At 53.5% G+C, this 23,390-nt stretch carries 22 protein-coding genes; 14 read left to right on the top strand and 8 right to left on the bottom strand.

The window, feature by feature from the left end:
• Window positions 1-282 precede the first annotated feature (282 nt).
• Together JBO43_RS20410 and mdtD are read left to right on the top strand one after the other, a co-directional pair.
• Complete coding sequence (locus JBO43_RS20410) at window positions 283-990, top strand: FadR/GntR family transcriptional regulator (RefSeq protein ID WP_095284065.1); 708 nt, start codon at window positions 283-285, stop codon at window positions 988-990.
• The gene (gene mdtD / locus JBO43_RS20405) at window positions 987-2,414 is read left to right on the top strand and encodes a multidrug transporter subunit MdtD (RefSeq protein WP_103947864.1); all 1,428 of its coding nucleotides are present in this window, start codon (window positions 987-989) and stop codon (window positions 2,412-2,414) included. The genes JBO43_RS20410 and mdtD overlap by 4 nt, the downstream gene beginning before the upstream one ends.
• Here the strand turns inward: mdtD and rbsR are convergent.
• The 7 genes from rbsR to kup form a co-directional block, all read right to left on the bottom strand.
• A complete protein-coding gene (gene rbsR / locus JBO43_RS20400) occupies window positions 2,362-3,372 on the bottom strand; it encodes a ribose operon transcriptional repressor RbsR (RefSeq protein WP_202674933.1) in 1,011 nt (336 codons plus the stop codon). The genes mdtD and rbsR overlap by 53 nt on opposite strands.
• 3 nt (window positions 3,373-3,375) lie before the next feature.
• Entirely contained in the window at window positions 3,376-4,305 is a 930-nt protein-coding gene (gene rbsK, locus JBO43_RS20395; RefSeq protein WP_202674932.1) for a ribokinase, read from the bottom strand.
• Window positions 4,306-4,411: 106 nt separating this feature from the next.
• Window positions 4,412-5,302 (bottom strand): ribose ABC transporter substrate-binding protein RbsB, encoded by an 891-nt coding sequence (gene rbsB / locus JBO43_RS20390; RefSeq protein ID WP_095284071.1) that lies wholly within the window; start codon window positions 5,300-5,302, stop codon window positions 4,412-4,414.
• Window positions 5,303-5,329: 27 nt separating this feature from the next.
• Window positions 5,330-6,295, bottom strand: a complete 966-nt coding sequence (gene rbsC, locus JBO43_RS20385) for a ribose ABC transporter permease (RefSeq protein ID WP_095284073.1) — start codon at window positions 6,293-6,295, stop codon at window positions 5,330-5,332.
• Between the two features lie 4 nt (window positions 6,296-6,299).
• The gene (gene rbsA, locus JBO43_RS20380; RefSeq protein ID WP_095284074.1) at window positions 6,300-7,805 is read right to left on the bottom strand and encodes a ribose ABC transporter ATP-binding protein RbsA; all 1,506 of its coding nucleotides are present in this window, start codon (window positions 7,803-7,805) and stop codon (window positions 6,300-6,302) included.
• Between the two features lie 7 nt (window positions 7,806-7,812).
• Entirely contained in the window at window positions 7,813-8,232 is a 420-nt protein-coding gene (gene rbsD / locus JBO43_RS20375; protein WP_095284076.1) for a D-ribose pyranase, read from the bottom strand.
• A 225-nt stretch (window positions 8,233-8,457) separates the two neighbouring features.
• Window positions 8,458-10,326, bottom strand: a complete 1,869-nt coding sequence (kup, locus tag JBO43_RS20370; RefSeq protein ID WP_095284078.1) for a low affinity potassium transporter Kup — start codon at window positions 10,324-10,326, stop codon at window positions 8,458-8,460.
• 222 nt (window positions 10,327-10,548) lie between these two features.
• Here kup and ravA point away from each other — a divergent pair, with 222 nt between their 5' ends.
• The gene (gene ravA / locus JBO43_RS20365) at window positions 10,549-12,045 is read left to right on the top strand and encodes an ATPase RavA (RefSeq protein WP_202674931.1); all 1,497 of its coding nucleotides are present in this window, start codon (window positions 10,549-10,551) and stop codon (window positions 12,043-12,045) included.
• The gene (gene viaA / locus JBO43_RS20360) at window positions 12,039-13,490 is read left to right on the top strand and encodes an ATPase RavA stimulator ViaA (RefSeq protein ID WP_095284081.1); all 1,452 of its coding nucleotides are present in this window, start codon (window positions 12,039-12,041) and stop codon (window positions 13,488-13,490) included. Before ravA ends, viaA begins: the two co-directional genes overlap by 7 nt.
• Window positions 13,491-13,492: 2 nt before the next feature.
• Here viaA and asnA read toward each other — a convergent pair whose 3' ends face one another.
• Entirely contained in the window at window positions 13,493-14,485 is a 993-nt protein-coding gene (gene asnA, locus JBO43_RS20355; RefSeq protein WP_095284083.1) for an aspartate--ammonia ligase, read from the bottom strand.
• Between the two features lie 150 nt (window positions 14,486-14,635).
• Between asnA and asnC the strand changes: the two genes are divergently transcribed.
• The 10 genes from asnC (at window position 14,636) to atpA (ending at window position 23,358) form a co-directional block, all read left to right on the top strand.
• Window positions 14,636-15,094 carry a transcriptional regulator AsnC gene (gene asnC, locus JBO43_RS20350; protein ID WP_041689565.1) on the top strand — a complete coding sequence of 153 codons (459 nt, stop codon included), beginning with the start codon at window positions 14,636-14,638 and terminating at the stop codon, window positions 15,092-15,094.
• Window positions 15,095-15,183: 89 nt separating this feature from the next.
• A complete protein-coding gene (gene mioC, locus JBO43_RS20345; protein WP_202674930.1) occupies window positions 15,184-15,633 on the top strand; it encodes an FMN-binding protein MioC in 450 nt (149 codons plus the stop codon).
• A 373-nt stretch (window positions 15,634-16,006) separates the two neighbouring features.
• The gene (gene mnmG, locus JBO43_RS20340; RefSeq protein WP_103947857.1) at window positions 16,007-17,896 is read left to right on the top strand and encodes a tRNA uridine-5-carboxymethylaminomethyl(34) synthesis enzyme MnmG; all 1,890 of its coding nucleotides are present in this window, start codon (window positions 16,007-16,009) and stop codon (window positions 17,894-17,896) included.
• Between the two features lie 108 nt (window positions 17,897-18,004).
• Window positions 18,005-18,628, top strand: a complete 624-nt coding sequence (gene rsmG / locus JBO43_RS20335) for a 16S rRNA (guanine(527)-N(7))-methyltransferase RsmG (RefSeq protein WP_202674929.1) — start codon at window positions 18,005-18,007, stop codon at window positions 18,626-18,628.
• Between the two features lie 615 nt (window positions 18,629-19,243).
• The gene (gene atpI, locus JBO43_RS20330; RefSeq protein ID WP_095284089.1) at window positions 19,244-19,624 is read left to right on the top strand and encodes a F0F1 ATP synthase subunit I; all 381 of its coding nucleotides are present in this window, start codon (window positions 19,244-19,246) and stop codon (window positions 19,622-19,624) included.
• Between the two features lie 8 nt (window positions 19,625-19,632).
• The gene (atpB, locus tag JBO43_RS20325; protein WP_095284090.1) at window positions 19,633-20,448 is read left to right on the top strand and encodes a F0F1 ATP synthase subunit A; all 816 of its coding nucleotides are present in this window, start codon (window positions 19,633-19,635) and stop codon (window positions 20,446-20,448) included.
• Window positions 20,449-20,498: 50 nt separating this feature from the next.
• Window positions 20,499-20,738, top strand: coding sequence for a F0F1 ATP synthase subunit C (gene atpE, locus JBO43_RS20320; RefSeq protein WP_000429386.1), 240 nt, complete (start codon window positions 20,499-20,501; stop codon window positions 20,736-20,738).
• 47 nt (window positions 20,739-20,785) lie between these two features.
• Window positions 20,786-21,256, top strand: a complete 471-nt coding sequence (atpF, locus tag JBO43_RS20315; RefSeq protein WP_095284091.1) for a F0F1 ATP synthase subunit B — start codon at window positions 20,786-20,788, stop codon at window positions 21,254-21,256.
• A gap of 14 nt (window positions 21,257-21,270) precedes the next feature.
• Window positions 21,271-21,804 carry a F0F1 ATP synthase subunit delta gene (gene atpH / locus JBO43_RS20310; RefSeq protein ID WP_095284092.1) on the top strand — a complete coding sequence of 178 codons (534 nt, stop codon included), beginning with the start codon at window positions 21,271-21,273 and terminating at the stop codon, window positions 21,802-21,804.
• Window positions 21,805-21,816: 12 nt separating this feature from the next.
• Entirely contained in the window at window positions 21,817-23,358 is a 1,542-nt protein-coding gene (gene atpA / locus JBO43_RS20305) for a F0F1 ATP synthase subunit alpha (protein WP_095284094.1), read from the top strand.
• Window positions 23,359-23,390: the final 32 nt, after the last annotated feature.

Genomic DNA, 23,390 nt, shown 5'->3' with positions numbered 1-23,390 from the left:
ATTCAGAGTCAAGCGTTTAATTTCGCTTTTCTCTGTCGGCGTTCATCGCTGAACCCCTTCTGTCCCGGCGGCTTGTGTGCCGTTGTTCCGTGTCAGTGGAGGCGCATTATAGGGAGTTATTCTGAGGTGACAAGAGGAATCTTAATAAAATTTTCTAACCGCGTTTTTTTTCACCAAAACGCCTTATGACAAGCCATAAATTGTTCTATTTGCTGTTATTGCAGCCACAATCACACGCCAGATGGCATACTTAATAGCATGAACCATTAAGGAATAAGAGCGATGCCCTTAAGCGCGCAACAGCTGGCAGCCCAAAAAAACCTCTCTTATGTGCTGGCAGAGAAACTGGCTCAACGCATTCTGGCCGGAAAATATACGCCAGGAAGCATTCTACCAGGTGAAATGGAACTGGGAGAGCAGTTTGGTGTGAGCCGCACTGCCGTTCGCGAAGCGGTGAAGACGTTAACCGCGAAAGGCATGGTGCTCCCGCGCCCACGTATCGGGACACGCGTGATGCCCCAGAGCAACTGGAACTTCCTCGATCAGGAGCTACTCTCCTGGTGGATGACTGAAGAGAATTTCCATCAGGTCGTTGAGCACTTCCTTATTATGCGCAGCAGCCTGGAACCGCAGGCCTGTTTACTTGCCGCCCTGCAAGGCAGTGCTGAACAGAAAGCTCAGCTCAATACGCTGATGGACGAAATGACCTTCCTGAAGCAGCATTTCAACCGCCAGCGCTGGATTGAAGTGGATATGGCCTGGCATGAGCAGATCTACGCGATGAGTGGAAACCCCTTCCTGACCTCCTTTGCCTCCCTGTTCCACTCGGTGTACCACACTTACTTTGCTTCTATTACTCAGAATGACGTGGTGAAGCTGGATCAGCACCAGGCCATTGTTGATGCCATTCAGGATAGCGACGGCCAACGCGCTTTACTCGCCTGCCAGGTTTTATTAGCGACGCCACACCAACAACCGGACAATCAATGACTGAGAAAAAAGCACGCAGCATGGCGGGATTGCCATGGATTGCGGCAATGGCTTTCTTTATGCAGGCGCTGGATGCCACCATTCTTAACACGGCCCTCCCGGCCATTGCTGAAAGTCTCAACCGTTCTCCACTGGCGATGCAATCCGCCATCATCAGCTATACGCTGACCGTCGCGATGCTGATCCCGGTGAGCGGCTGGCTGGCGGACCGATTCGGCACGCGCCGGATCTTTATGCTCGCCGTCACGCTCTTTACCCTCGGCTCGCTGGCCTGTGCGCTTTCGACCTCTTTATCCGAGCTGGTTGTGTTCCGCATCCTGCAGGGCATCGGTGGAGCGATGATGATGCCGGTCGCACGCCTGGCGTTATTACGCGCCTACCCGCGCAGCGAACTGCTTCCGGTACTGAACTTTGTCACCATGCCCGGCCTGGTTGGCCCGATCCTCGGCCCGGTTCTCGGCGGCGTACTGGTGACCTGGGCGAGCTGGCACTGGATATTCCTGATTAACATTCCGATTGGCGTGGCCGGTCTTTGCTACGCCCGCAAATACATGCCGAACTTCACCACGCCGAAGCGCAGCTTTGATATGGGCGGTTTTTTCCTGTTCGGCCTGAGCCTGGTGCTGTTCTCTACAGGCATGGAGTTATTTGGCGAAAAAATCGTGGCCACCTGGATCGCGCTTTCCATCATCCTGAGCGGTATCTTGCTTTTCCTTCTTTATATACGTCACGCGCGCCGACACCCGACGCCCCTCATTTCATTGCTGTTGTTCAAAACCCGAACCTTCTCGGTGGGCATTGCCGGAAATATCGCTTCGCGCCTGGGCACCGGCTGCGTGCCGTTTTTGATGCCATTGATGCTGCAGGTCGGGTTTGGTTATCCGGCGCTCATTGCCGGATGCATGATGGCGCCGACCGCCGTCGGGTCCATTCTGGCGAAATCGATGGTGACGCAGATCCTGCGCAGACTGGGTTATCGTAAAACACTGGTGGGCGTCACGGTGTTTATCGGGCTGATGATTGCGCAGTTCTCGCTTCAGTCCGCCGCCTTCCCGGCGTGGATGCTGCTGCTCCCGCTCTTTATCTTAGGGATGGCGATGTCGATCCAGTTCACCTCGATGAACACCATCAGCCTTGCGGATTTGACGGACGAAAACGCCAGCGGCGGCAACAGCGTGCTGGCCGTAACGCAACAGCTGTCGATAAGTCTTGGGGTCGCGGTGAGCGCAGCGGTGCTGCGCGTCTATGAAGGTATGGAAGGGACGAACACGGTGGAGCAGTTCCACTACACCTTTATTACGATGGGCGCGCTAACGGTAGTCTCGGCGCTGGTATTTATGCTGCTGAAGCCGAAAGACGGTCGTAATCTGATTAAAGATCGCCACCCTGCGAAACAGAACCGCGTTCCATCAGAACAGGAGTAAGCTGCAACCGCTGCTGCGAAAGTGCGGGCTGCGCCATCCGATGAATCAATACATCGATCGCCAGCTCGCCCAGCTCGTCTTTCGGCTGATGAATTGTGGTCAGCGGCGGCGTCATATACTGAGCCAATTCGATATCATCGTAACCAATCACCGCCATATCCTGAGGAACGCGTAATCCCGCCTGATACAGCGCCTGATACGCGCCAAAAGCCATCGCATCGTTGCCGATAAATACCGCCTGCGGTCGCACGTCCTGCGACAGCAGTTTTTGCATCGCTTCAAAACCGCCGTTAAATTCAAAATCACCGGTAATGCGATACCCGTCCGGAATCGGCAGGCCCGCGCGATCCATGGCCGCAAGATACCCTTCAAGACGCAAACGCGCCGGGGTTTTATCCAGTGGCCCGGTAATGCAGGCGATGCGGGTGTAGCCTTTATCGATCAGATGTTGCGTCGCCATATCGCCGCCCAGCAGCGAGTTATCCTGAATCAGATCGCTGGTCCCGTCGAAGGGTGCCCAGTCCATCATCACCGTCGGAACCGAAGGATAGCGCTGCATGATCTCTTTTGAGGGCTGGTGCGTTTCGGTACACAGCAGCAGCAATCCGTCGACGCGCTTTTGCATCAGGGTTTCCAGATTACGGTTCATGCGCTGTTCGTCACCTTCGGTGTTACATAACACCAGGCTGTAACCGCGTTCAAAACAGCTGCGTTCAACGCCGCGCACCAGCTCTGAATAAAAAGGATTGGTACTGGCGGTGATCAGCATACCGATGGTGTGGGTCTGATTAAGTTTGAGACTGCGCGCGAGCGCCGAAGGAGCATAGTTGAGGTCTTTGACGGCAGCTTCGACTTTTTCCCGAATGGCCTCGCTGACAAAGCGATCGTTATTAATGACGTGGGAAACCGTCGAGGTAGAAACGCCCGCCATACGGGCGACATCTTTCATTGTGGCCAAACGTTACCTCTGCTGACTCAAAAATTCATCAATCTCTTTGCGCCACGGAACCGAAGGCTGTGCCCCTTTACGCGTCACCGCAATCGCAGCGGCAGCGTGAGCAAAGCGAATGGCGTTGTCCAGCGTACTGCCTTCCAGCAGAGCCGTAACCAGCGCACCGTTAAAGGTGTCTCCCGCTGCAATGGTATCAATCGCTTTGACCTTAAAGCCGGGAACGCGGCGGCCTTCACCGTTAACGCTGGCCCATACGCCGCGACTGCCCAGCGTAATGATGACCGTGCCGATACCTTTGTCGTGCAGTGCCTGAGCGGCACGCGCCGCGTCGTCATCATTTTCCACGCGAATGCCCGTCAGCTTTTCAGCTTCCGTTTCGTTCGGGGTGATGATGTCCACCAGCGCCAGCAACTCGTCTGATAATAGACGCGCTGGAGCAGGGTTAAGTACGACAGTGGTATGATTTTCATGTGCAATTTTCGCGGCCTCCAGCACGCTTTCCACCGGCGACTCGAGCTGCATTAGCAGCGCTTCTGCGCTGGCAATCAGCCCACGCTGTTCTTCTACACGCTCAATATTCAGCGCCGCATTAGCTCCCGCATGAATACCGATAACATTCTCACCTTGTGCGTTGACGAAAATCAGCGCCACGCCGGTTGATTCACCTGCCACAACGCTGACCGGCGCAATATTGATATTGTCGCTTTCCAGCTGTTTACGCACGCGCTCGCCGGTGTCGTCATCACCCGTACAGGCAATAAACGCGATGTTCGCCCCGCTGCGCCCGGCTGCTACCGCCTGGTTTGCGCCTTTGCCGCCGAAAGCCACCTGATACTGATTGCCAGTGACGGTTTCGCCAGGCGTCGGGAAAGAGTCAAGGTTAAGAATGTGATCGGCATTGATACTGCCAAGGACGACGAGATTGACTGCGGTTTTCATGTTTGAGGTGTCCAGTAAAGAAGCCACCGGTTTGACCCGGTGGCGTATGCCACACTTTTCTTTATTTATAGTCCCTCAGACCATCAATGACGGCCTGAATCGCCTATTACTGCTTGACGACCAGCTTCAGGTCAACCGGATATTTAGCCTGGACTTTCTCGCCCTTCAGCACTTTATCCGCAGTCTGAACGCCCGTCGCGCCAATCTGCTCTGGCAACTGAGCGATAGTCGCCGCCAGTTTGCCATCGTTTACCGCTTTCTCACCGTCTGGCGTACCGTCAAAACCAACGACCATCACATCAGATTTACCGGCAGTTTGCAGAGCACGCAGCGCGCCCAGTGCCATTTCGTCGTTCTGCGCGAATACGGCCTGTACTTCAGGATGCGCGGTCAGCAGGTTCTGCATGACGTTCAGGCCTTTAGTACGGTCGAAGTCAGCAGGCTGGCTGGCCAAGACGTTAAATTTGTGCGCGGCAACAGCCTGCTGGAAACCTTCGCCACGCTCACGCGCTGCGGAGGTCCCTGCGATACCTTGCAGTTCGATAACTTTGGCGCCTTCACCGGCTTTCTTGGCGATGTAGTCACCGGCGATTTTGCCGCCCAGCACGTTATCAGATGCGATGTGGCTGACCACTTCGCCTTTGGTTGCCACGCGGTCCAGGGTAATCACCGGGATTTTCGCCTGGTTTGCCATCTTCACGGCGTTACCTACCGCGTCAGAATCAGTTGGGTTGATCAGCAGGATTTTGGTGCCACGAACGGTTAAGTCCTGAACGTTGGCCAGCTCTTTCGCCGGGTTGTTCTGGGAGTCCAGAACCACCAGGTTATAGCCCAGTTTGTCAGCTTCTTTCTGCGCGCCATCCTTCAGTGAGACGAAGAACGGGTTGTTCAGCGTAGAGATGACCAGCGCGATGGTGTCTTTCGCCATTGCGTTCGCACTCACGGTAGCGCTCAGCGCCACAGCAGAAACCAGGGTAGCCAGTTTTTTCATGTTCATATTCAAGATGTCCTGTAGTGTCGTCAGTTACTGTTTTTTGTTGTCTACCAGAACCGCCAGCAAAATCACCACTGCTTTAACGATCATCTGGTAATAGGAAGAAACACCTAATAAATTCAAACCATTATTCAGGAAGCCAAGGATAAGTGCGCCGATCAATGTCCCAACAATGCGACCTTTGCCGCCCGCCAGGCTGGTACCGCCCAACACCACCGCGGCAATCGCATCCAGCTCATATCCCGTACCCGCCGTCGGCTGCGCAGAAGAGAGACGCGCCACTTCGATGATGCCCGCCAGCGACGCCAACAGGCCGCACAGGGAATAGACGATAATTTTGACTTTATTGACGCTGATGCCGGAAAGACGCGTCGCCGCTTCGTTACCGCCCAGGGCATAGATATAACGGCCCAGACGGGTGTGGTGCAGCATGTACCACGCCGCCAGGAAGACGATGCCCATAATCCACACCGGCGTAGGAATACCCAGCGGACGACCGATACCAAACCAGCCAAACAGATCGGCGTTGTCGGTAAAGCCGGTATTGACGGGGCTGCCGTTGGTGTAGACCATCGTCACACCGCGCAGCAGCAGCATCATCACCAGCGTGGCGATGAACGCCTGCACGCGGCCTTTTGCCACAATCATTCCGGTGACCGCACCGACAGCCGCACCTAACGCCAGCGCCGCCGCAATCGCCACCAGCGCGTTGACCTCAATCCCTACAATCGAGGCCGCCACCGCGCCGGTGAGCGCCAGCAGAGAACCGACGGACAGGTCGATTCCCGACGTCAAAATCACCAGCGTCATGCCTACGGCCATAATGGCGTTAACGGATGTCTGCTGAAGAATATTGAACAGGTTATTAACGGTAAAAAAGTTCGGGCTCATGGTCGACACAATCGCGATCAGCACCAGCAGGGCGATCAGCGATTTTTGTTCCAGCAGCCACGCTTTAGTGAAATAGCGGCGACCAGCAACAGCCTGGGTAGTCATCTTCTTACTCCTGATTCACGCGATTAAGCTTGCCCACAGCGGCAGCCATCAGAACTTCCTGGGTGGCCTGCTCGCGAGTGAATTCACCGCCGAGATGCCCTTCATGCATAACCATAATGCGATCGCTCATGCCTAATACTTCTGGCATCTCGGAAGAGACCAGAATGATGCTCAGACCGTCAGCCTTGAACTGGTTAATCAGCTGATAAATCTCTTTCTTTGCGCCGACGTCTACGCCACGGGTTGGCTCGTCGAGGATCAGCACTTTCGGACGCGTCATCAGGCCGCGGGCAATCGCCACTTTCTGCTGATTACCGCCAGAGAGCAGGCCAATCGCCTGTTCCATCGATGGGGTTTTCACGTTAAACAGGCGGATAAAATCACTCACCGCCTGCTGTTCGTCTTTGTGCTTTAAGCTACCGCCGCTGCGGCTGAAGTAGCGCAGCGCCGTCAGGGACATATTCTCTTTCACCGACATCCCGAGTACTAAGCCGTCGCGCTTACGGTCTTCGGAGATATAAACGATGCCGTTTGCCAGCCCATCCTGCGGAGAACGGGTGACCACTTCATGACCGTCGAGAGTGACGTACCCGCTGGCACGCGGCAGTGCGCCATACAGCACTTTCATCAGCTCGGTACGACCCGCGCCCATCAACCCCGCTACGCCCAGAATTTCGCCCTGATGTAGAGTGAAAGAGACGTCATGCACGCCCGGCCCACACAGGTTGTCGACCTTCAGGCGAACAGCACCCGGTGCTTTGTCGAGACGGGGATATTGTTCTTCGAGCTTACGTCCCACCATCATCTCGATCAGCGAATCTTCGGTCAGAGACGACACTTCGCGTTCGGCAATAAACTGGCCGTCGCGGAATACCGTCACGTCATCGCAAATTTCGAAGATCTCTTTCATGCGGTGGGAGATATAGACAATCCCGCGCCCCTGGGCTTTTAGCTCACGAATAACGCGGAATAAAGATTCGGTTTCGGTATCAGTCAATGCATCGGTCGGTTCATCCATGACGATGACTTTCGACTCGAAGCTCAGCACCTTGGCGATTTCAACCATCTGCTGATCGCCGATAGACAGGTCGCCGACCAGACGGTCGCTTTTGAAGCGCAGGTTCAGCTTCGCCAGCAGAATGTCGGCTTCGGCGTACATCTTTTTCCAGTCGATTTTGCCGAAGCGGTTAACGAACTCGCGGCCGAGGAAGATGTTTTCCGCAATGGTGAGCTGCGGGATAAGGTTCAGTTCCTGATGGATGATGCCGATCCCGGCTTCCTGAGAGGATTTCGGCCCGGTGAAGGTGGTCTCTTTCCCCAGCCACAGCAGCGTGCCGGCGTCACGGGCGTAAATGCCGGTCAGCACTTTCATCATCGTGGATTTGCCCGCGCCGTTTTCACCCACCAGCGCCATGACGCGCCCGGAGTAAACATTTAACGCCGCGCCGGAGAGGGCTTTTACGCCCGGGAACGATTTATCGATCCCTTTGAGTTGCAATAATGCGTCCATGATGGCCTCAGAAGGTGACGCCAGCACAGAGAATGATATTCGCATACGGGGAGCATTCCCCGCTGCGAATCACCGCCTGACTGTCTGCGGTTTGTTGTTTGAATTGTTCGTGCGTTGTGTAACGAATTTCTATGGTGTTTCCCTGGTGTTGTTGCAGTTGCTCGATGTGGCTAAGCAACGTTTCGTGGAGCTGCGGATTATGTTGTTTGATTTCCGTCGCGAGAATGGCCGTCTCAACCTGCATCTCCGCCGTCACCACGTTCAGTACCTGCATAAACGAGGGCACGCCCTGTGTTAATGCCATATCAATACGGGTTGTGCTGCGCGGAACCGGTAAGCCTGCATCGCAAACCACCAGCGTATCGGTATGCCCAAGACGGGAAATAACCGACGAGATTTCAGAATTGAGTACCGTACCTTTCTTCATTTTCTTGCTCCACTAGCGAAACGTTTCGCTGAATTAAGTTTAATCTCAACGGTGTTCAGAAAACCATCATGACGTAACAGAATTGTGATCAACGTCGAAACGTTTCGCTAAGTGAAATGGGGAGCAACAGAATTGCCCTGCGGCGCTACGCTTGCGCGGGCCTACGGGTAAAGTAGGCCGGGCAAGCGTAGCGCCACCCGGCATTTTTGGAAGGTATTGCGGATGTTAAATCTCGACCTGCGTCCCTAGCTCAATCACGCGGTTAGGCGGGATTTCGAACTGGTCGGGCGCGCGCAGGGCGTTACGTTGCAGAATGAGATACAGCTTGCCGCGCAGACGCAGATACCACGGACGTTTGCCGACGATCAGTGACTCGTGCGACATAAAGAACGAGGTTTCCATCATTCGACAGCTCAGCCCCTCAAGACCACAGCGGTGGAATACCTCTTCCACGTTTGGCGTTTCGCGCCAGCCGTAGCTCGCCACCACGCGCCAGAAGGTCGGCGAAAGCTGCTCGATCTGTACGCGGCGAACGTTATGCACATAAGGCGCATCTTCGGTGCGCAGCGTCAGCAGAATCACGCGCTCGTGCAGCACTTTGTTGTGCTTGAGGTTGTGCATCAACGCAAACGGGATAACGTTCAACGCACGCGACATATACACCGCGGTGCCCGGCACGCGTACCGGCGGGGATTTTTCCAGCGAGGCGATCATCGCTTCAAGAGAGTTACCGTGCTCATGCATACGGCGCAGCAAGCGGAAGCGCTCGCTCTTCCAGGTGGTCATCACCAGGAACATCACCAGACCCAGGGTCAGCGGCAGCCAGCCACCGGAGACGATTTTGTCGAGGTTTGCGGAGAACAGCGGCACATCGATACACAGGAAACCGACCAGAATCAGCGCCACCAGGAACTTGTTCCAGTGCCAGTTCCGGTACGCCACCGTCGTGGAGAGAATCGAGGTCAGCACCATCGTGCCCGTCACGGCGATACCGTACGCCGCCGCCAGGTTGCTGGAGTGCTCGAAGCTGACAATCACGATCACCACGGCAAAGTAGAGCAGCCAGTTAATGAACGGAATGTAGATCTGCCCGGATTCCATCTCCGAGGTGTGAATAATACGCATCGGCGACAGATAGCCCAGACGAACCGCCTGGCGCGTCAGGGAGAAGACGCCGGAAATTACCGCCTGTGAGGCAATCACCGTCGCCAGGGTTGCGAGGATCAGCATCGGGACCAGCGCCCAGTCAGGGGCCAGCAGGAAGAACGGGTTCTTGATCGCTTCAGGATGTTTGAGCAGCAGCGCGCCCTGGCCAAAGTAGTTCAGTGCCAGAGACGGCAGCACCACGGAGAACCAGGCCAGACGAATCGGCAGCTTACCGAAGTGGCCCATATCTGCGTACAGCGCTTCCACACCGGTAATCGACAGCACGACAGCACCAAGCGCGACAAACGACACGGTTTTGTATTCGAGGAAGAAGTGGACCGCCCACATTGGGTTCAGCGCCTGCAGCACTTCCGGGTTGGAAAGAATACCGCGCAGCCCGAGCGCCGCCAGGATCAGGAACCAGGCCAGCATAATCGGCGCAAACAGCTTACCCACCAGCCCCGTACCGTGCTTCTGAATCGCGAACAGCAATGTCAGCACAATAATGGCGAGCGGCACCACCCAGGTATCCAGCTGCGGCGCGATAATCTCCAGCCCCTCTATCGCTGAGAGGACCGAAATCGCCGGGGTGATAACCACTTCTCCATAGAAGAAGCTGCCGCCAATCAGGCCGATAATCACCAGGAACGAGGTCATTTTTGCCGAGGTATTGCGCCCGGCAAGGGACATGAGCGTCAGGATCCCACCTTCACCGGCGTTATCTGCACGCATGACGAAAGAGAGATATTTAACCGAGACGACCAGGATCAGCAGCCAAAATATAAGTGACAAAAAGCCAAAAACGGCGTCACGTTCAACACCAAAACCAAACTGACCGGATAGACATTCGCGAAGCGTATAGAGCGGGCTGGTACCGATATCACCGTACACAACCCCAATGGCCGCAAGCGTTATAGCGCGTAATGATTGCTTATTATCAGTGCTCATAGACTAGTCTTTTCGTTGTATAACAAATGTGTGCTTAGTCCCTTGGCCCACAAAAAGGCGCACAGTATGCACGATTAATCGCAAGATCGTACCCCTAAATGCAACCACATTAATGTAGCGCAAAGAAAATAGTGCCGCACTTCAGTCTATTACCAGCCCATGCTGAAACGTCTATACTCGCATCAATTAGCTGCGACGACGCCGAAAGGATGCAACACAATTATGGCTCACTCACATTTATTAGCAGAAAGAATTTCCCGCCTCAGCGGTGCGCTGGAGAAAGGCCTTTTCGAACGCAGCCACGCGATTAGGCTCTGTTTGTTGGCAGCGCTCAGCGGTGAAAGTGTGTTCCTGCTCGGTCCGCCCGGCATTGCTAAAAGCCTGATTGCTCGCCGACTTAAATTTGCTTTCCAGAACGCGCGCGCCTTTGAATATCTGATGACCCGTTTTTCCACCCCGGAAGAGGTGTTTGGCCCGCTCTCGATTCAGGCCCTGAAAGATGAGGGGCGTTATCAGCGCTTAACGGCGGGCTATCTACCCGAAGCTGAAATCGTTTTTCTGGATGAGATTTGGAAAGCTGGCCCGGCGATACTGAACACCCTGCTTACCGCTATCAACGAACGCCGTTTTCGTAACGGCGCGTTCGAGGAAAAAATCCCGATGCGTCTGCTGGTGGCCGCATCCAACGAACTTCCTGAAGCCGACAGCAGCCTCGAAGCGCTGTATGACCGAATGCTAATTCGCCTGTGGCTGGATAAAGTGCAGGACAAGTCGAACTTCCGCTCTTTATTGATAAGCCAGCAGGATGAGAATGAAAATCCGGTTGCGCCGTCGCTACAGGTGACAGACGAAGAGTATCAACAGTGGCAGCAGGATATCGGTAAGGTGAAACTTCCCGACGCCGTTTTTGAGCTCATCTTCATGCTGCGCCAGCAGCTGGATGTATTACCTGCTGCGCCTTATGTCTCGGATCGTCGCTGGAAAAAAGCCATTCGTCTGTTGCAGGCCAGCGCATTATTCAGTGGACGGGATGCTGTCGCCCCTATCGATCTTATCCTGTTAAAAGATTGTCTGTGGCACGACGGCGAAGGTATGCATTTGATGCAGCAACAGCTGGACGTTTTGATGACCGGGCACGCGTGGGGGCAGCAGGCGATGCTCACCCAGTTGGACGCTATTACTCAGCGACGCATTCAGCTTCAGCAGCAGCAAAGTGATAAAACGGCGCTGAAGGTCAGCCGCCTCGGCGGGATGTTTTCGCGTAAACCTCACTACGAGTTACCCACCGAACTGACGGAAACCTCGCTGACACTCTTGCTCCAGCAACCGTTAAAACTCCACGATATGCAGGTGGTGCACATCACCATTGAGCGCGACGCGCTGTCACAGTGGCTGGACAAAAACGGCGAAATCCGCGGAAAGCTAAACGGTATTGGCTTTGCCCAGGTACTGAATCTGGAAGTGGATACCAGCTTGCATCTGGTAATCCGCGATGTGAGTTTACAAGGCTCTCGTCTCGCGTTGCCTGGGAATGCCTCGGAGAATGTTCCGGAAGAGATAAAACAGCAGCTCGAAGCACTCGATACTGAATGGCACCAGCAGCACACGCGCTTCAGCGAACAACAAAAATGTCTCTTTATTCATAGCGACTGGTTAGGTCGTATCGAAGCCAGCCTGCAGGATGTCAGCGCGCAGATCAAACAGGCGCGTCAATGCTAACTCTGGATACGCTCAATGTGATGCTGGCAGTCGGAGAGGAGGGGATGATCGAGGAGATCCTGCTCACCTTGCTCGCCTCGCCTCAGCTGGCAGCATTCTTTGAAAAGTTTCCCCGTATAAAAAAGGCTGTCACTGACGATCTTCCGCGCTGGCGGGATAATCTTCGCCGCCGGCTAAAAGAGACCGAAGTCCCGCCGGAACTGACTGAAGAAGTGGTGTGTTATCAGCAAAGCCAACGGCTCTCGACCGCACAATTCATCATCCAGCTCCCGCAGATCCTGACACTACTCGATAAAGTGCATTCTCCTTATGCAGCCCAGGCTCATCAGTTGGTCACGGACAACGCCAGCTTTACACCCGCGCTGCATACACTCTTTTTACAGCGATGGCGACTGAGCCTGGTGGTACAGACTACTTCGCTCAATCAGCAGCTTCTGGAAGAAGAACGCGAGCAGTTGCTCAGTGAAGTTCAGGAGCGGATGACCCTAAGCGGCCAGCTGGAGCAGGTGCTGGTGGAAAACGAAAACTCAGCCGGGCGTCTTTGGGATATGAGCGCCGGGCAGATCCGGCGCGGCGACTATCAGCTGATCGTTAAATATGGCGATTTTCTGGCACAACAACCCGAGCTGATGCAGATCGCTGAACAACTTGGCCGTTCGCGGGAAGCAAAGTCAGTGCCGAAGAAAGATGCGCCGATGGAGACCTTCCGCACCCTGGTGCGCGAACCGGCGACGGTGCCGGAACAGGTCGACGGCCTGCAGCAGAGCGATGATATCCTGCGCCTTCTGCCGACGGAGCTGGCGACGCTGGGCATCACCGAGCTGGAATATGAATTCTACCGTAGGCTGGTGGAGAAACAGCTCCTGACCTATCGCCTGCACGGTGAGTCCTGGCGCGAGAAAATCAGTCAGCGCCCGGTCGTTCATCAGGATTTTGACGAGCAGCCGCGTGGGCCATTTATCGTCTGCGTCGATACTTCCGGGTCGATGGGTGGCTTTAACGAACAGTGCGCCAAAGCCTTTTGCCTGGCGCTGATGCGCGTGGCCCTCGCCGATCGGCGCCGCTGCTTTATTATGTTGTTTTCCAGTGAAGTGGTGGGATACGAGCTGACAGGAGAGCAAGGTATTGAGCAGGCGATCCGCTTTTTGAGCCAGCGTTTTCGTGGCGGCACCGACATCGCCAGCTGTTTTCGCGCCATCGCAGAACGCATGCAGGGCGGAGACTGGTATGACGCGGATGCGGTGGTGATTTCCGATTTTATTGCCCAGCGGCTGCCGGATGATGTGGTCGCGAAGGTGAAATCGTTACAGCGGGATCAACAGCATCGTTTTCACGCTGTCGCCATGTCGCAACATGGAAAACCCGGCATCATGCGCATCTTCGATCATATCTGGCGCTTTGATACCGGGTTGCGTAGCCGCCTGGTCAGACGTTGGCGGCGTTAGGATTACAGCAAGGAACCGACGCTTTCACGAACCTGCTGCGGCCACACGCCACATTGTACTTGTCCGATATGGGAAAGTTGCAGCAACAACATTGTCAGACGCGACTGGCCGATACCGCCACCGATAGTTTGCGGCATTTCGCCGCGCAGCAGGGCCTGGTGCCATTCGAGCTTCAGGCGATCTTCATCCCCCGTTGTCGCCAGCTGGCGCTTCAGCGCGTCGGCGTCCACCCGAATGCCCATTGAAGAAAGCTCGAACGCATCTTCCAGAATCGGGTTCCACACTAAAATATCGCCGTTCAGACCAGCCAGTTCACGCTCATCGCGGGTACTCCAGTCATCATAGTCTGGGGCACGGACGTCGTGGCGTTGACCGTCAGACAGCTTGCCACCGATACCGATCAGGAAGACGGCGCCCAGCTCTTTAGCGATTGCGCGCTCACGGCCTTTGGCATCGAGATCCGGGAAACGGCTCAGCAGATCCTGACTATGAACAAAATGGATCGCGTCTGGCAGGAACGGTGCCAGACCGAACTCTTCACTCACCGCCGCTTCGGTCGCTTTGATCCCCGCGTAGATCGCTTCTACGGTAGATTTCAGCGTACCCAGGTGGCGTTCACCATCACCCATAACACGTTCCCAGTCCCACTGGTCAACGTAAACGGAGTGAATGGCCGTCAGGCGGTCTTCATCGGGGCGAAGGGCTTTCATGTGCGTGTAGAGCCCTTCGCCCGCGCTGAAGTCGTGTTGTCCCAGTGTCTGACGCTTCCATTTCGCGAGTGAATGAACCACTTCGAACTGAGCGTCTGGCAAGGTTTTCACTTTTACCTGTACCGCTTTTTCGCAACCAGACAGGTTGTCCTGCGTCCCATCGCCGACACGGCTTAGAATCGGAGCCTGGACTTCAATCAGGCCAAGCTTCTCTTCGAGCTGACGTGAGAAATGGGATTTAACGAAACTGATCTGGCGTTGTTTTGCGATGTAAGCGGTTTTCATTTTTATACTCCTGCGTCCTGTTGATATTGATTAAGCAACAAAAACGGCACTCAATTCAATATTCAAACAACAAAAAGGCAGCTTAACTTTTGATTCGCTAAAATAAGGCGCTAGAATAGAAGGATTACTCAATCTTCATAAGAAAAATCTATGGAAAATTATCAGATCGACAATCTGGATCGCGGCATCCTGGAGGCGTTAATGGCCAATGCCCGTACCGCCTATGCGGAACTGGCCAAACAATTCGGCGTCAGCCCAGGCACAATTCACGTTCGCGTAGAGAAAATGAAACAGGCGGGGATTATTACTGGGGCGCGGATCGACGTCAGTCCAAAACAACTTGGGTATGACGTGTGCTGCTTTATTGGCATTATTCTGAAAAGCGCAAAAGATTACCCCTCCGCACTGGCCCGCCTCGAAAGCCTGGAAGAAGTCACTGAAGCCTATTACACCACCGGGCACTACAGCATCTTTATTAAGGTAATGTGCCGGTCGATCGACGCCCTCCAGCAGGTACTTATCAACAAGATCCAAACAATTGATGAAATTCAGTCCACCGAGACGCTGATCTCCCTGCAGAACCCTATCATGCGTACCATTCGCCCTTAGCGGGGCAATTTAATTACCACATTTTCCACAGGTAGATCCCAGCTCGCTCACAGCGTATGATGTTCCCCTCTTTATATGAGCGAGCGATCATGGCAGATATTACTCTTATCAGTGGCAGTACTCTTGGCGGCGCGGAATATGTTGCAGAACACCTGGCGGAAAAGCTTGAAGACGCCGGATTCTCAACCGAAACACTGCATGGTCCGTTACTGGAAGATCTCCCGTCTGATGGGACCTGGCTGCTTATCACCTCCACGCACGGTGCCGGTGATATCCCGGATAACCTGCAGCCTCTCTATGATGAGCTTCTCGAACAGCTTCCAGACCTGTCAGCCGTGCGTTTTGGCGCGATTGGGATTGGTAGTCGTGAATACGACACATTTTGCGGTGCGGTAGAGAAAGTAGAAGCCGCGATCGCATCCTGTGGGGCAAAACAGATCGGCCAAACGCTGAAGATCAACATCCTCGATCACGATATTCCAGAGGATCCAGCAGAAGAATGGCTGGGTGAATGGAAAAATTTACTCAATAACGATTAAAGATCACGCGATCAGATGTGGATAAGTCTGGTTAAAAGCTTGGATTAAGCGGTAGTTATCCAACGTATAACTCTTGCTCGGTTTTTGAGCTGTGTATAAGTACCGGATCTAACCCCAGCTTATACGCGGCAGGATCACCGATCATTCACAGCAAACGATCCTTTCTAACCTTATGATCTTTCTTACGAGATCCCGCTTATCCACAGAAGATGGCGATCCTAATAAGAGATCATAGTAAAACAGATCTCTAAATAAGAAGATCTTCTTTTTAATAGCCAAGATCCCAATGCTTTCTCGAAAGACTAAACTTGAGTAGAATCCACGGCCCGGGCTTAAATCCATTTTCAAACCGCTTTACGCAAGGCAGGAAAGCATGTTTTATCAGGATCCTTTTGACGTCATCATCATTGGCGGGGGTCATGCAGGCACTGAGGCAGCAATGGCCGCAGCGCGTATGGGTCAACAGACTCTGCTTTTGACACACAATATCGACACGCTGGGACAAATGTCCTGTAATCCGGCGATTGGCGGCATTGGGAAAGGACACCTGGTAAAAGAAGTCGATGCTTTAGGCGGCTTGATGGCGAAAGCGATCGATCAGGCCGGTATTCAGTTTAGGATACTAAACGCCAGCAAAGGCCCCGCTGTACGAGCCACTCGGGCTCAGGCAGACCGCGTGCTTTACCGCCAGGCTGTGCGTACCGCACTGGAAAACCAACCGAACCTGATGATCTTCCAGCAGGCGGTTGAAGATCTTATCGTTGAGAACGATCGTGTCGTGGGTGCCGTTACCCAGATGGGCCTGAAGTTCCGCGCTAAATCCGTTGTACTGACGGTCGGGACGTTCCTCGATGGTAAAATTCACATCGGCCTGGATAACTACAGCGGTGGCCGTGCAGGCGATCCGCCATCCATTTCGCTGTCTCGCCGTCTGCGTGAACTGCCGCTGCGCGTCAGCCGTCTGAAAACCGGTACGCCTCCGCGTATCGACGCACGTACCATCGATTTTAGCGTGCTGGCTGAACAGCACGGCGACAACCCGATGCCCGTCTTCTCGTTCATGGGTTCTGCTTCTCAGCATCCTCAGCAGGTGCCGTGTTACATCACGCACACCAATGAAAAAACCCATGACGTGATCCGTAATAACCTCGATCGAAGCCCGATGTATGCAGGTGTGATCGAAGGGATCGGGCCGCGTTATTGTCCGTCGATCGAAGACAAAGTCATGCGCTTTGCCGATCGTAACCAGCACCAGATCTTCCTGGAGCCGGAAGGCCTCACCTCCAACGAAATTTACCCGAACGGCATCTCCACCAGCCTGCCGTTCGATGTACAGATGCAAATTGTTCGCTCAATGCAGGGCATGGAGAACGCAAAAATCGTTCGTCCTGGCTACGCTATTGAGTACGATTTCTTCGATCCACGCGATTTGAAACCAACGCTGGAAAGCAAATTTATCCAGGGTCTGTTCTTTGCCGGACAAATCAACGGCACCACCGGATACGAAGAGGCCGCTGCTCAGGGTCTGCTTGCAGGTCTTAACGCTGCGCGCTTCTCGGCGGAAAAAGAGGGTTGGGCACCACGTCGCGATCAGGCCTATCTGGGCGTGTTGGTTGACGATCTCAGCACTCTTGGTACCAAAGAACCGTACCGGATGTTCACCTCACGGGCGGAATATCGTCTGATGCTGCGTGAAGACAACGCCGATTTGCGTCTGACTGAAATGGGCCGCGAGCTGGGTCTGGTCGACGACGAACGCTGGGCGCGTTTCAACCAGAAGCTGGAGCGTATCGAAAGCGAACGCCAGCGTCTGAAAACGTCCTGGGTGAATCCTTTGACTGAATCCGTAGCCGAAGTGAACGCTCACTTGACTGCGCCACTCTCACGAGAAGCCAGCGGGGAAGATCTGCTGCGCCGCCCGGAAATGACCTATGAGAAGCTGGTGCAGATGACACCGTTCGCGCCAGGTCTGGACGACGCCGAAGCGGCCGAGCAGGTCGAAATCCAGGTCAAATACGAAGGTTATATTGCGCGTCAGCAGGATGAAATCGAAAGACAACAGCGTAACGAGAACACGCTGCTGCCTGCGGTGTTGGATTACCGTCAGGTGACGGGGCTGTCCAACGAAGTGATCGCCAAGCTGAACGATCATAAACCTGTGTCGATTGGTCAGGCATCGCGCATCTCAGGTGTGACGCCCGCCGCGATTTCTATACTGCTGGTGTGGCTGAAGAAACAAGGTATGCTGCGCCGCAGCGCTTAATTCCTTGAAAAATTGCCCGGTGGCGCTACGCTTACCGGGCCTACCTAATTCCGTAGGGCGGGTAAGCGCAGCGCCACCCGCCAGTCAGTCCTTCAACAGGTATTCACCGTGCTCAACAAACTCTCTCGTCTGCTGGATGAAGCAGGTATTTCGCTCACCGATCACCAGAAAAATCAGCTGGTGGCCTATGTCGATATGCTGAACAAATGGAATAAGGCGTACAACCTTACGTCAGTACGCGATCCCAACGAGATGCTGATTCGCCATATTCTCGACAGTATTGTGGTTGCACCTCACTTGCAGGGTCAGCGTTTCATTGATGTGGGTACCGGCCCTGGTTTACCGGGTATTCCATTGTCCATCGTGCGGCCTGAGTGCCAGTTCACGCTGCTGGACAGTCTGGGGAAACGTGTTCGCTTCCTGCGTCAGGTACAGCATGAATTGAAGCTCAATAACATTGAGCCGGTCCAGAGCAGGGTAGAAGAGTTCCCGTCAGAGCCGCCGTTCGACGGGGTCATTAGCCGCGCGTTTGCCTCGCTCAACGATATGGTCAGTTGGTGTAAGCATTTGCCCGCGCAAGAGGGGCGTTTTTATGCGCTCAAAGGCCTGGTTCCTGATGATGAAATCGCCCAACTCCCTGATGGATATACCGTCGAATCCATTGTTAAGCTGCGGGTACCGCAACTCGATGGCGAACGGCATTTGGTGATAATTAAGCCAAACAATTTTTAAAAATATAATAAAAAATGTGTAATTCGTGCTGATCCCGGAGTGTTAAAAATCAGCGTTATGAAAGGTGTTTCTCTGAATTGATTTTAACCATGTTGTTACAGTGGTTTTTCCTGAAGTTAACCTGATTTCTATGGTTAAGCCAAAAGATAGTCAACACTGAAAATATCAGCCTGCTAAAAGTCGAATTCAGTAACGAGAAGTGTTGTTAAAGTTTTATTAAAAATGTCAATGAGTGGTTTTTGTTGTGTACAGGACTGTTTTGAAAATAGTTACTGTCATTTATCTTTAATATCATAAAGATGAAATAAACCGATTTATTGATTTGATAAATATGACCTTATCGTAAATGCTTATTTTGTGATCTTGTGCACGCTTTGTATTCAACGTTTCCGCGCTGTTTGCAGTTTAGCCAAACTGTTCAATGTTTGGCGAAAAGTTAAAAAAGAGCGCTGGGGAAAATTATTTAAACATTTATTCACCTTTTCGCTACTTAATGTTTGAATTCACGGGGGCGCACCGTATAATTTGACCGCTTTTTGATGCTTGACTCTGAGCCTTAAAGAACGTTTTATACGACACGCGACATACCTCGAAGGGAGCAGGAGTAAAAACGTGATGTCAGTGTCGCTCTTGAGTCGAAACGTTGCTCGTAAGCTTCTGTTCATTCAGTTTCTGGCTGTGATAGCAAGTGGACTGCTGTTCTGCCTCAAAGACCCCTTCTGGGGCATCTCCGCAGTTTGTGGAGGTTTGGCAGTGGTTTTGCCAAACATGTTGTTTATGATTTTTGCCTGGCGTCATCAGGCGCATACACCTGCCAAAGGCCGCGTGGCCTGGTCCTTCGCTCTTGGTGAAGTGTGTAAGGTGTTGCTGACCTTTACCTTTCTGGTGGTGGCGCTGGCTGTTTTCAAAGTGGTATTTTTGCCGCTGATCGCGACGTGGGTTTTGGTGCTGGTGGTACAAGTTCTGGCGCCAGCTGTAATCAACAACAAAGGGTAAAAGGCATCATGGCTTCAGAAAATATGACGCCGCAGGATTACATAGGTCACCATCTGACGAACCTTCAGATGGACCTGCGTACATTCTCGCTGGTGGATCCGCATAACGCCCCGGCCACCTTCTGGACGCTCAACATTGACTCCATGTTCTTCTCGGTGGTGTTGGGTCTGTTGTTCCTGGCCATGTTCCGTAGCGTTGCTAAAAAGGCGACCAGCGGTGTTCCAGGGAAATTCCAGACGGCTATCGAATTGGTCATCGGCTTCGTTAATGGCAGCGTCAAAGACATGTACCACGGTAAGAGCAAGCTGATTGCTCCGTTGGCACTGACTGTCTTCGTCTGGGTCTTCCTGATGAACCTGATGGACCTTCTGCCTATCGACCTGCTGCCGTACATCGGTGAGCATGTTCTCGGCCTGCCTGCACTGCGTGTGGTTCCGTCTGCTGACGTGAATATCACCCTGTCGATGGCGCTGGGCGTATTCATCCTGATTCTTTTCTACAGCATCAAAATGAAAGGCGTAAGCGGCTTCGTGAAAGAGCTTACCTTGCAGCCGTTCAACCACTGGGCGTTCATTCCGGTCAACTTGATCCTGGAAGGCGTAAGCCTGCTGTCCAAACCGGTTTCTCTCGGTCTGCGACTGTTCGGCAACATGTATGCGGGTGAGCTGATTTTCATTCTGATCGCGGGTCTTCTGCCGTGGTGGTCACAGTGGATTCTGAATGTGCCATGGGCCATTTTCCACATCCTGATCATTACGCTGCAAGCCTTTATCTTCATGGTTCTGACGATCGTCTATCTGTCGATGGCGTCTGAAGAGCACTGATTTTTTTACCACCACTACTACGTTTTTATTGAAACAAACTGGAGACTGTCATGGAAAACCTGAATATGGATCTGCTGTACATGGCTGCCGCTGTGATGATGGGTCTGGCGGCTATCGGTGCTGCGATCGGTATCGGCATCCTCGGGGGCAAATTCCTGGAAGGCGCAGCGCGTCAACCGGATCTGATTCCTCTGCTGCGTACTCAGTTCTTTATCGTTATGGGTCTGGTGGATGCAATCCCGATGATCGCTGTAGGTCTGGGTCTGTACGTGATGTTTGCTGTCGCGTAAGTCGTTTTTAAAAACCCAAGCCACAGAAATTAAAGAGGTATTGTGCTGTGAACATGAACGCAACAATCCTCGGCCAGGCCATCGCGTTTATTCTCTTTGTCTGGTTCTGCATGAAGTATGTATGGCCGCCTTTAATGGCAGCCATCGAGAAACGTCAGAAAGAAATTGCTGACGGTCTGGCTTCCGCAGAGCGCGCTAAGAAAGATTTGGACCTTGCACAGGCCAACGCGACAGACCAGCTGAAAAAAGCGAAAGGTGAAGCTCAGGTAATCATTGAACAGGCTAACAAACGCCGTGCTCAGATCCTGGACGAAGCCAAAGCTGAAGCAGAACAGGAACGTACCAAGATCGTTGCACAAGCGCAGGCTGAAATTGATGCTGAGCGTAAACGTGCTCGTGAAGAACTGCGTAAGCAGGTTGCGATTCTGGCTGTTGCTGGCGCCGAGAAGATCATCGAACGTTCCGTGGATGAAGCTGCTAATAGCGACATCGTGGACAAACTTGTCGCTGAACTGTAAGGAGGGAGGGGCTGATGTCTGAATTTGTTACGGTAGCTCGCCCCTACGCCAAAGCAGCTTTTGACTTTGCCGTCGAACACCAAAATGTCGATCGCTGGCAGGATATGCTGGCGTTTGCCGCTGAGGTAACGAAAAACGAGCAAGTGGCTGAGATGCTTTCCGGTGCACTAGCACCCGAAACCCTTGCTGCATCGTTTATCGCCATTTGTGGTGAGCAACTGGATGACAATGGCCAGAACCTGATTAAGGTCATGGCTGAAAACGGTCGTCTGCGAGTGCTCCCGGATGTTCTCGAGCAGTTCCAGCACTTACGTGCTCTCAGTGAAGCTACCGCCGAAGTTGAAGTAACCTCTGCGAATGAACTGAGTGAAGAACAGCTTGCGAAAATCACCGCCGCGATGGAAAAACGTCTGTCACGCAAAGTTAAGCTGAATTGCAAAATCGATAAGTCTGTAATGGCAGGCGTAATCATCCGAGCGGGTGATATGGTCATTGATGGCAGCGTACGCGGCCGTCTTGAACGCCTTGCAGACGTCTTGCAGTCTTAAGGGGACTGGAGCATGCAACTGAATTCCACCGAAATCAGCGAACTGATCAAGCAGCGCATTGCTCAGTTCAGTGTTGTGAGTGAAGCTCACAACGAAGGTACTATTGTTTCTGTAAGTGACGGTGTTATCCGCATCCACGGCCTGGCCGATTGTATGCAGGGTGAAATGATTTCCCTGCCGGGAAACCGTTACGCTATCGCACTGAACCTGGAGCGCGACTCCGTAGGTGCTGTAGTTATGGGCCCGTACGCTGACCTTGCCGAAGGCATGAAAGTCAAATGTACCGGTCGTATTCTGGAAGTTCCAGTTGGCCGTGGCCTGCTGGGTCGCGTGGTGAACACCCTGGGTGCACCAATCGACGGTAAAGGCCCGGTTGATAACGATGGCTTCTCGCCAATCGAAGTTATCGCACCAGGCGTTATCGAACGTCAGTCCGTTGATCAGCCAGTTCAGACTGGTTATAAATCCGTTGATGCCATGATCCCAATCGGTCGTGGCCAGCGTGAACTGATCATCGGTGACCGTCAGACCGGTAAAACCGCGATGGCAATCGATGCGATCATCAACCAGCGCGACTCCGGTATCAAATGTGTGTACGTGGCTATCGGCCAGAAAGCGTCCACCATTTCTAACGTGGTTCGTAAACTGGAAGAGCACGGCGCACTGGCAAACACCATTGTTGTGGTGGCTACCGCTTCTGAATCCGCTGCACTGCAATACCTGGCGCCATATGCCGGTTGCGCAATGGGCGAATACTTCCGTGACCGCGGTGAAGATGCACTGATCGTGTACGATGACCTGTCTAAACAGGCCGTTGCTTACCGTCAGGTTTCCCTGCTGCTCCGTCGTCCACCAGGACGTGAAGCTTTCCCGGGCGACGTATTTTACCTCCACTCCCGTCTGCTGGAGCGCGCATCCCGCGTTAACGCTGAGTACGTTGAGAAGTTCACCAATGGTGAAGTTAAAGGTAAAACCGGCTCCCTGACTGCGCTGCCGATTATCGAAACTCAGGCGGGTGACGTTTCTGCGTTCGTTCCGACTAACGTAATTTCCATTACCGATGGTCAGATCTTCCTCGAAACCAACCTGTTCAACTCCGGTATTCGTCCTGCGGTTAACCCAGGGATCTCCGTATCCCGTGTGGGTGGTGCTGCTCAGACTAAGATCATCAAGAAACTGTCCGGTGGTATTCGTACCGCTCTGGCACAGTATCGTGAACTGGCTGCGTTCTCTCAGTTCGCTTCCGATCTGGATGAAGCGACCCGTAAGCAGTTAAGCCATGGTCAGAAAGTGACCGAGCTGCTGAAACAGAAACAGTATGCCCCAATGTCTGTTGCACAACAGGGCCTGGTGCTGTTCGCGGCTGAACGCGGTTACCTCGAAGATGTGGAACTGGCGAAAATCGGTAGCTTCGAAGCCGCATTGCTGGCTTACGTTGACCGTGATCACGCTCCGCTGATGCAAGAGATTAACCAGTCCGGTGGCTATAACGACGAAATCGAAGGCAAGCTGAAAGCTATCCTCGATTCCTTCAAAGCAACCCAGTCCTGGTAACGTCCGGCGGCTTGTCTTAGGGCAGGCCGCAA

Origin of the sequence: Lelliottia jeotgali, from assembly GCF_016771845.1 — a bacterium.
GTDB lineage: Bacteria > Pseudomonadota > Gammaproteobacteria > Enterobacterales > Enterobacteriaceae > Enterobacter > Enterobacter jeotgali.
Note: the sequence above shows the minus strand (reverse complement) of the source record. Positions and strands in the feature narration are given on the sequence as shown.

Coding starts and splice junctions, on each gene's coding strand:
- atpI (WP_095284089.1), top strand. CDS start 19,244: ATGTCAGTGTCGCTCTTGAGTCGAAACGTTGCTCGTAAGCTTCTGTTC.
- mdtD (WP_103947864.1), top strand. CDS start 987: ATGACTGAGAAAAAAGCACGCAGCATGGCGGGATTGCCATGGATTGCG.
- JBO43_RS20410 (WP_095284065.1), top strand. CDS start 283: ATGCCCTTAAGCGCGCAACAGCTGGCAGCCCAAAAAAACCTCTCTTAT.
- atpA (WP_095284094.1), top strand. CDS start 21,817: ATGCAACTGAATTCCACCGAAATCAGCGAACTGATCAAGCAGCGCATT.
- atpB (WP_095284090.1), top strand. CDS start 19,633: ATGGCTTCAGAAAATATGACGCCGCAGGATTACATAGGTCACCATCTG.
- viaA (WP_095284081.1), top strand. CDS start 12,039: ATGCTAACTCTGGATACGCTCAATGTGATGCTGGCAGTCGGAGAGGAG.
- asnC (WP_041689565.1), top strand. CDS start 14,636: ATGGAAAATTATCAGATCGACAATCTGGATCGCGGCATCCTGGAGGCG.
- rbsA (WP_095284074.1), bottom strand. CDS start 7,805: ATGGACGCATTATTGCAACTCAAAGGGATCGATAAATCGTTCCCGGGC.
- kup (WP_095284078.1), bottom strand. CDS start 10,326: ATGAGCACTGATAATAAGCAATCATTACGCGCTATAACGCTTGCGGCC.
- asnA (WP_095284083.1), bottom strand. CDS start 14,485: ATGAAAACCGCTTACATCGCAAAACAACGCCAGATCAGTTTCGTTAAA.
- rbsD (WP_095284076.1), bottom strand. CDS start 8,232: ATGAAGAAAGGTACGGTACTCAATTCTGAAATCTCGTCGGTTATTTCC.
- mioC (WP_202674930.1), top strand. CDS start 15,184: ATGGCAGATATTACTCTTATCAGTGGCAGTACTCTTGGCGGCGCGGAA.
- atpH (WP_095284092.1), top strand. CDS start 21,271: ATGTCTGAATTTGTTACGGTAGCTCGCCCCTACGCCAAAGCAGCTTTT.
- rbsK (WP_202674932.1), bottom strand. CDS start 4,305: ATGAAAACCGCAGTCAATCTCGTCGTCCTTGGCAGTATCAATGCCGAT.
- mnmG (WP_103947857.1), top strand. CDS start 16,007: ATGTTTTATCAGGATCCTTTTGACGTCATCATCATTGGCGGGGGTCAT.
- rbsB (WP_095284071.1), bottom strand. CDS start 5,302: ATGAACATGAAAAAACTGGCTACCCTGGTTTCTGCTGTGGCGCTGAGC.
- rbsC (WP_095284073.1), bottom strand. CDS start 6,295: ATGACTACCCAGGCTGTTGCTGGTCGCCGCTATTTCACTAAAGCGTGG.
- atpE (WP_000429386.1), top strand. CDS start 20,499: ATGGAAAACCTGAATATGGATCTGCTGTACATGGCTGCCGCTGTGATG.
- ravA (WP_202674931.1), top strand. CDS start 10,549: ATGGCTCACTCACATTTATTAGCAGAAAGAATTTCCCGCCTCAGCGGT.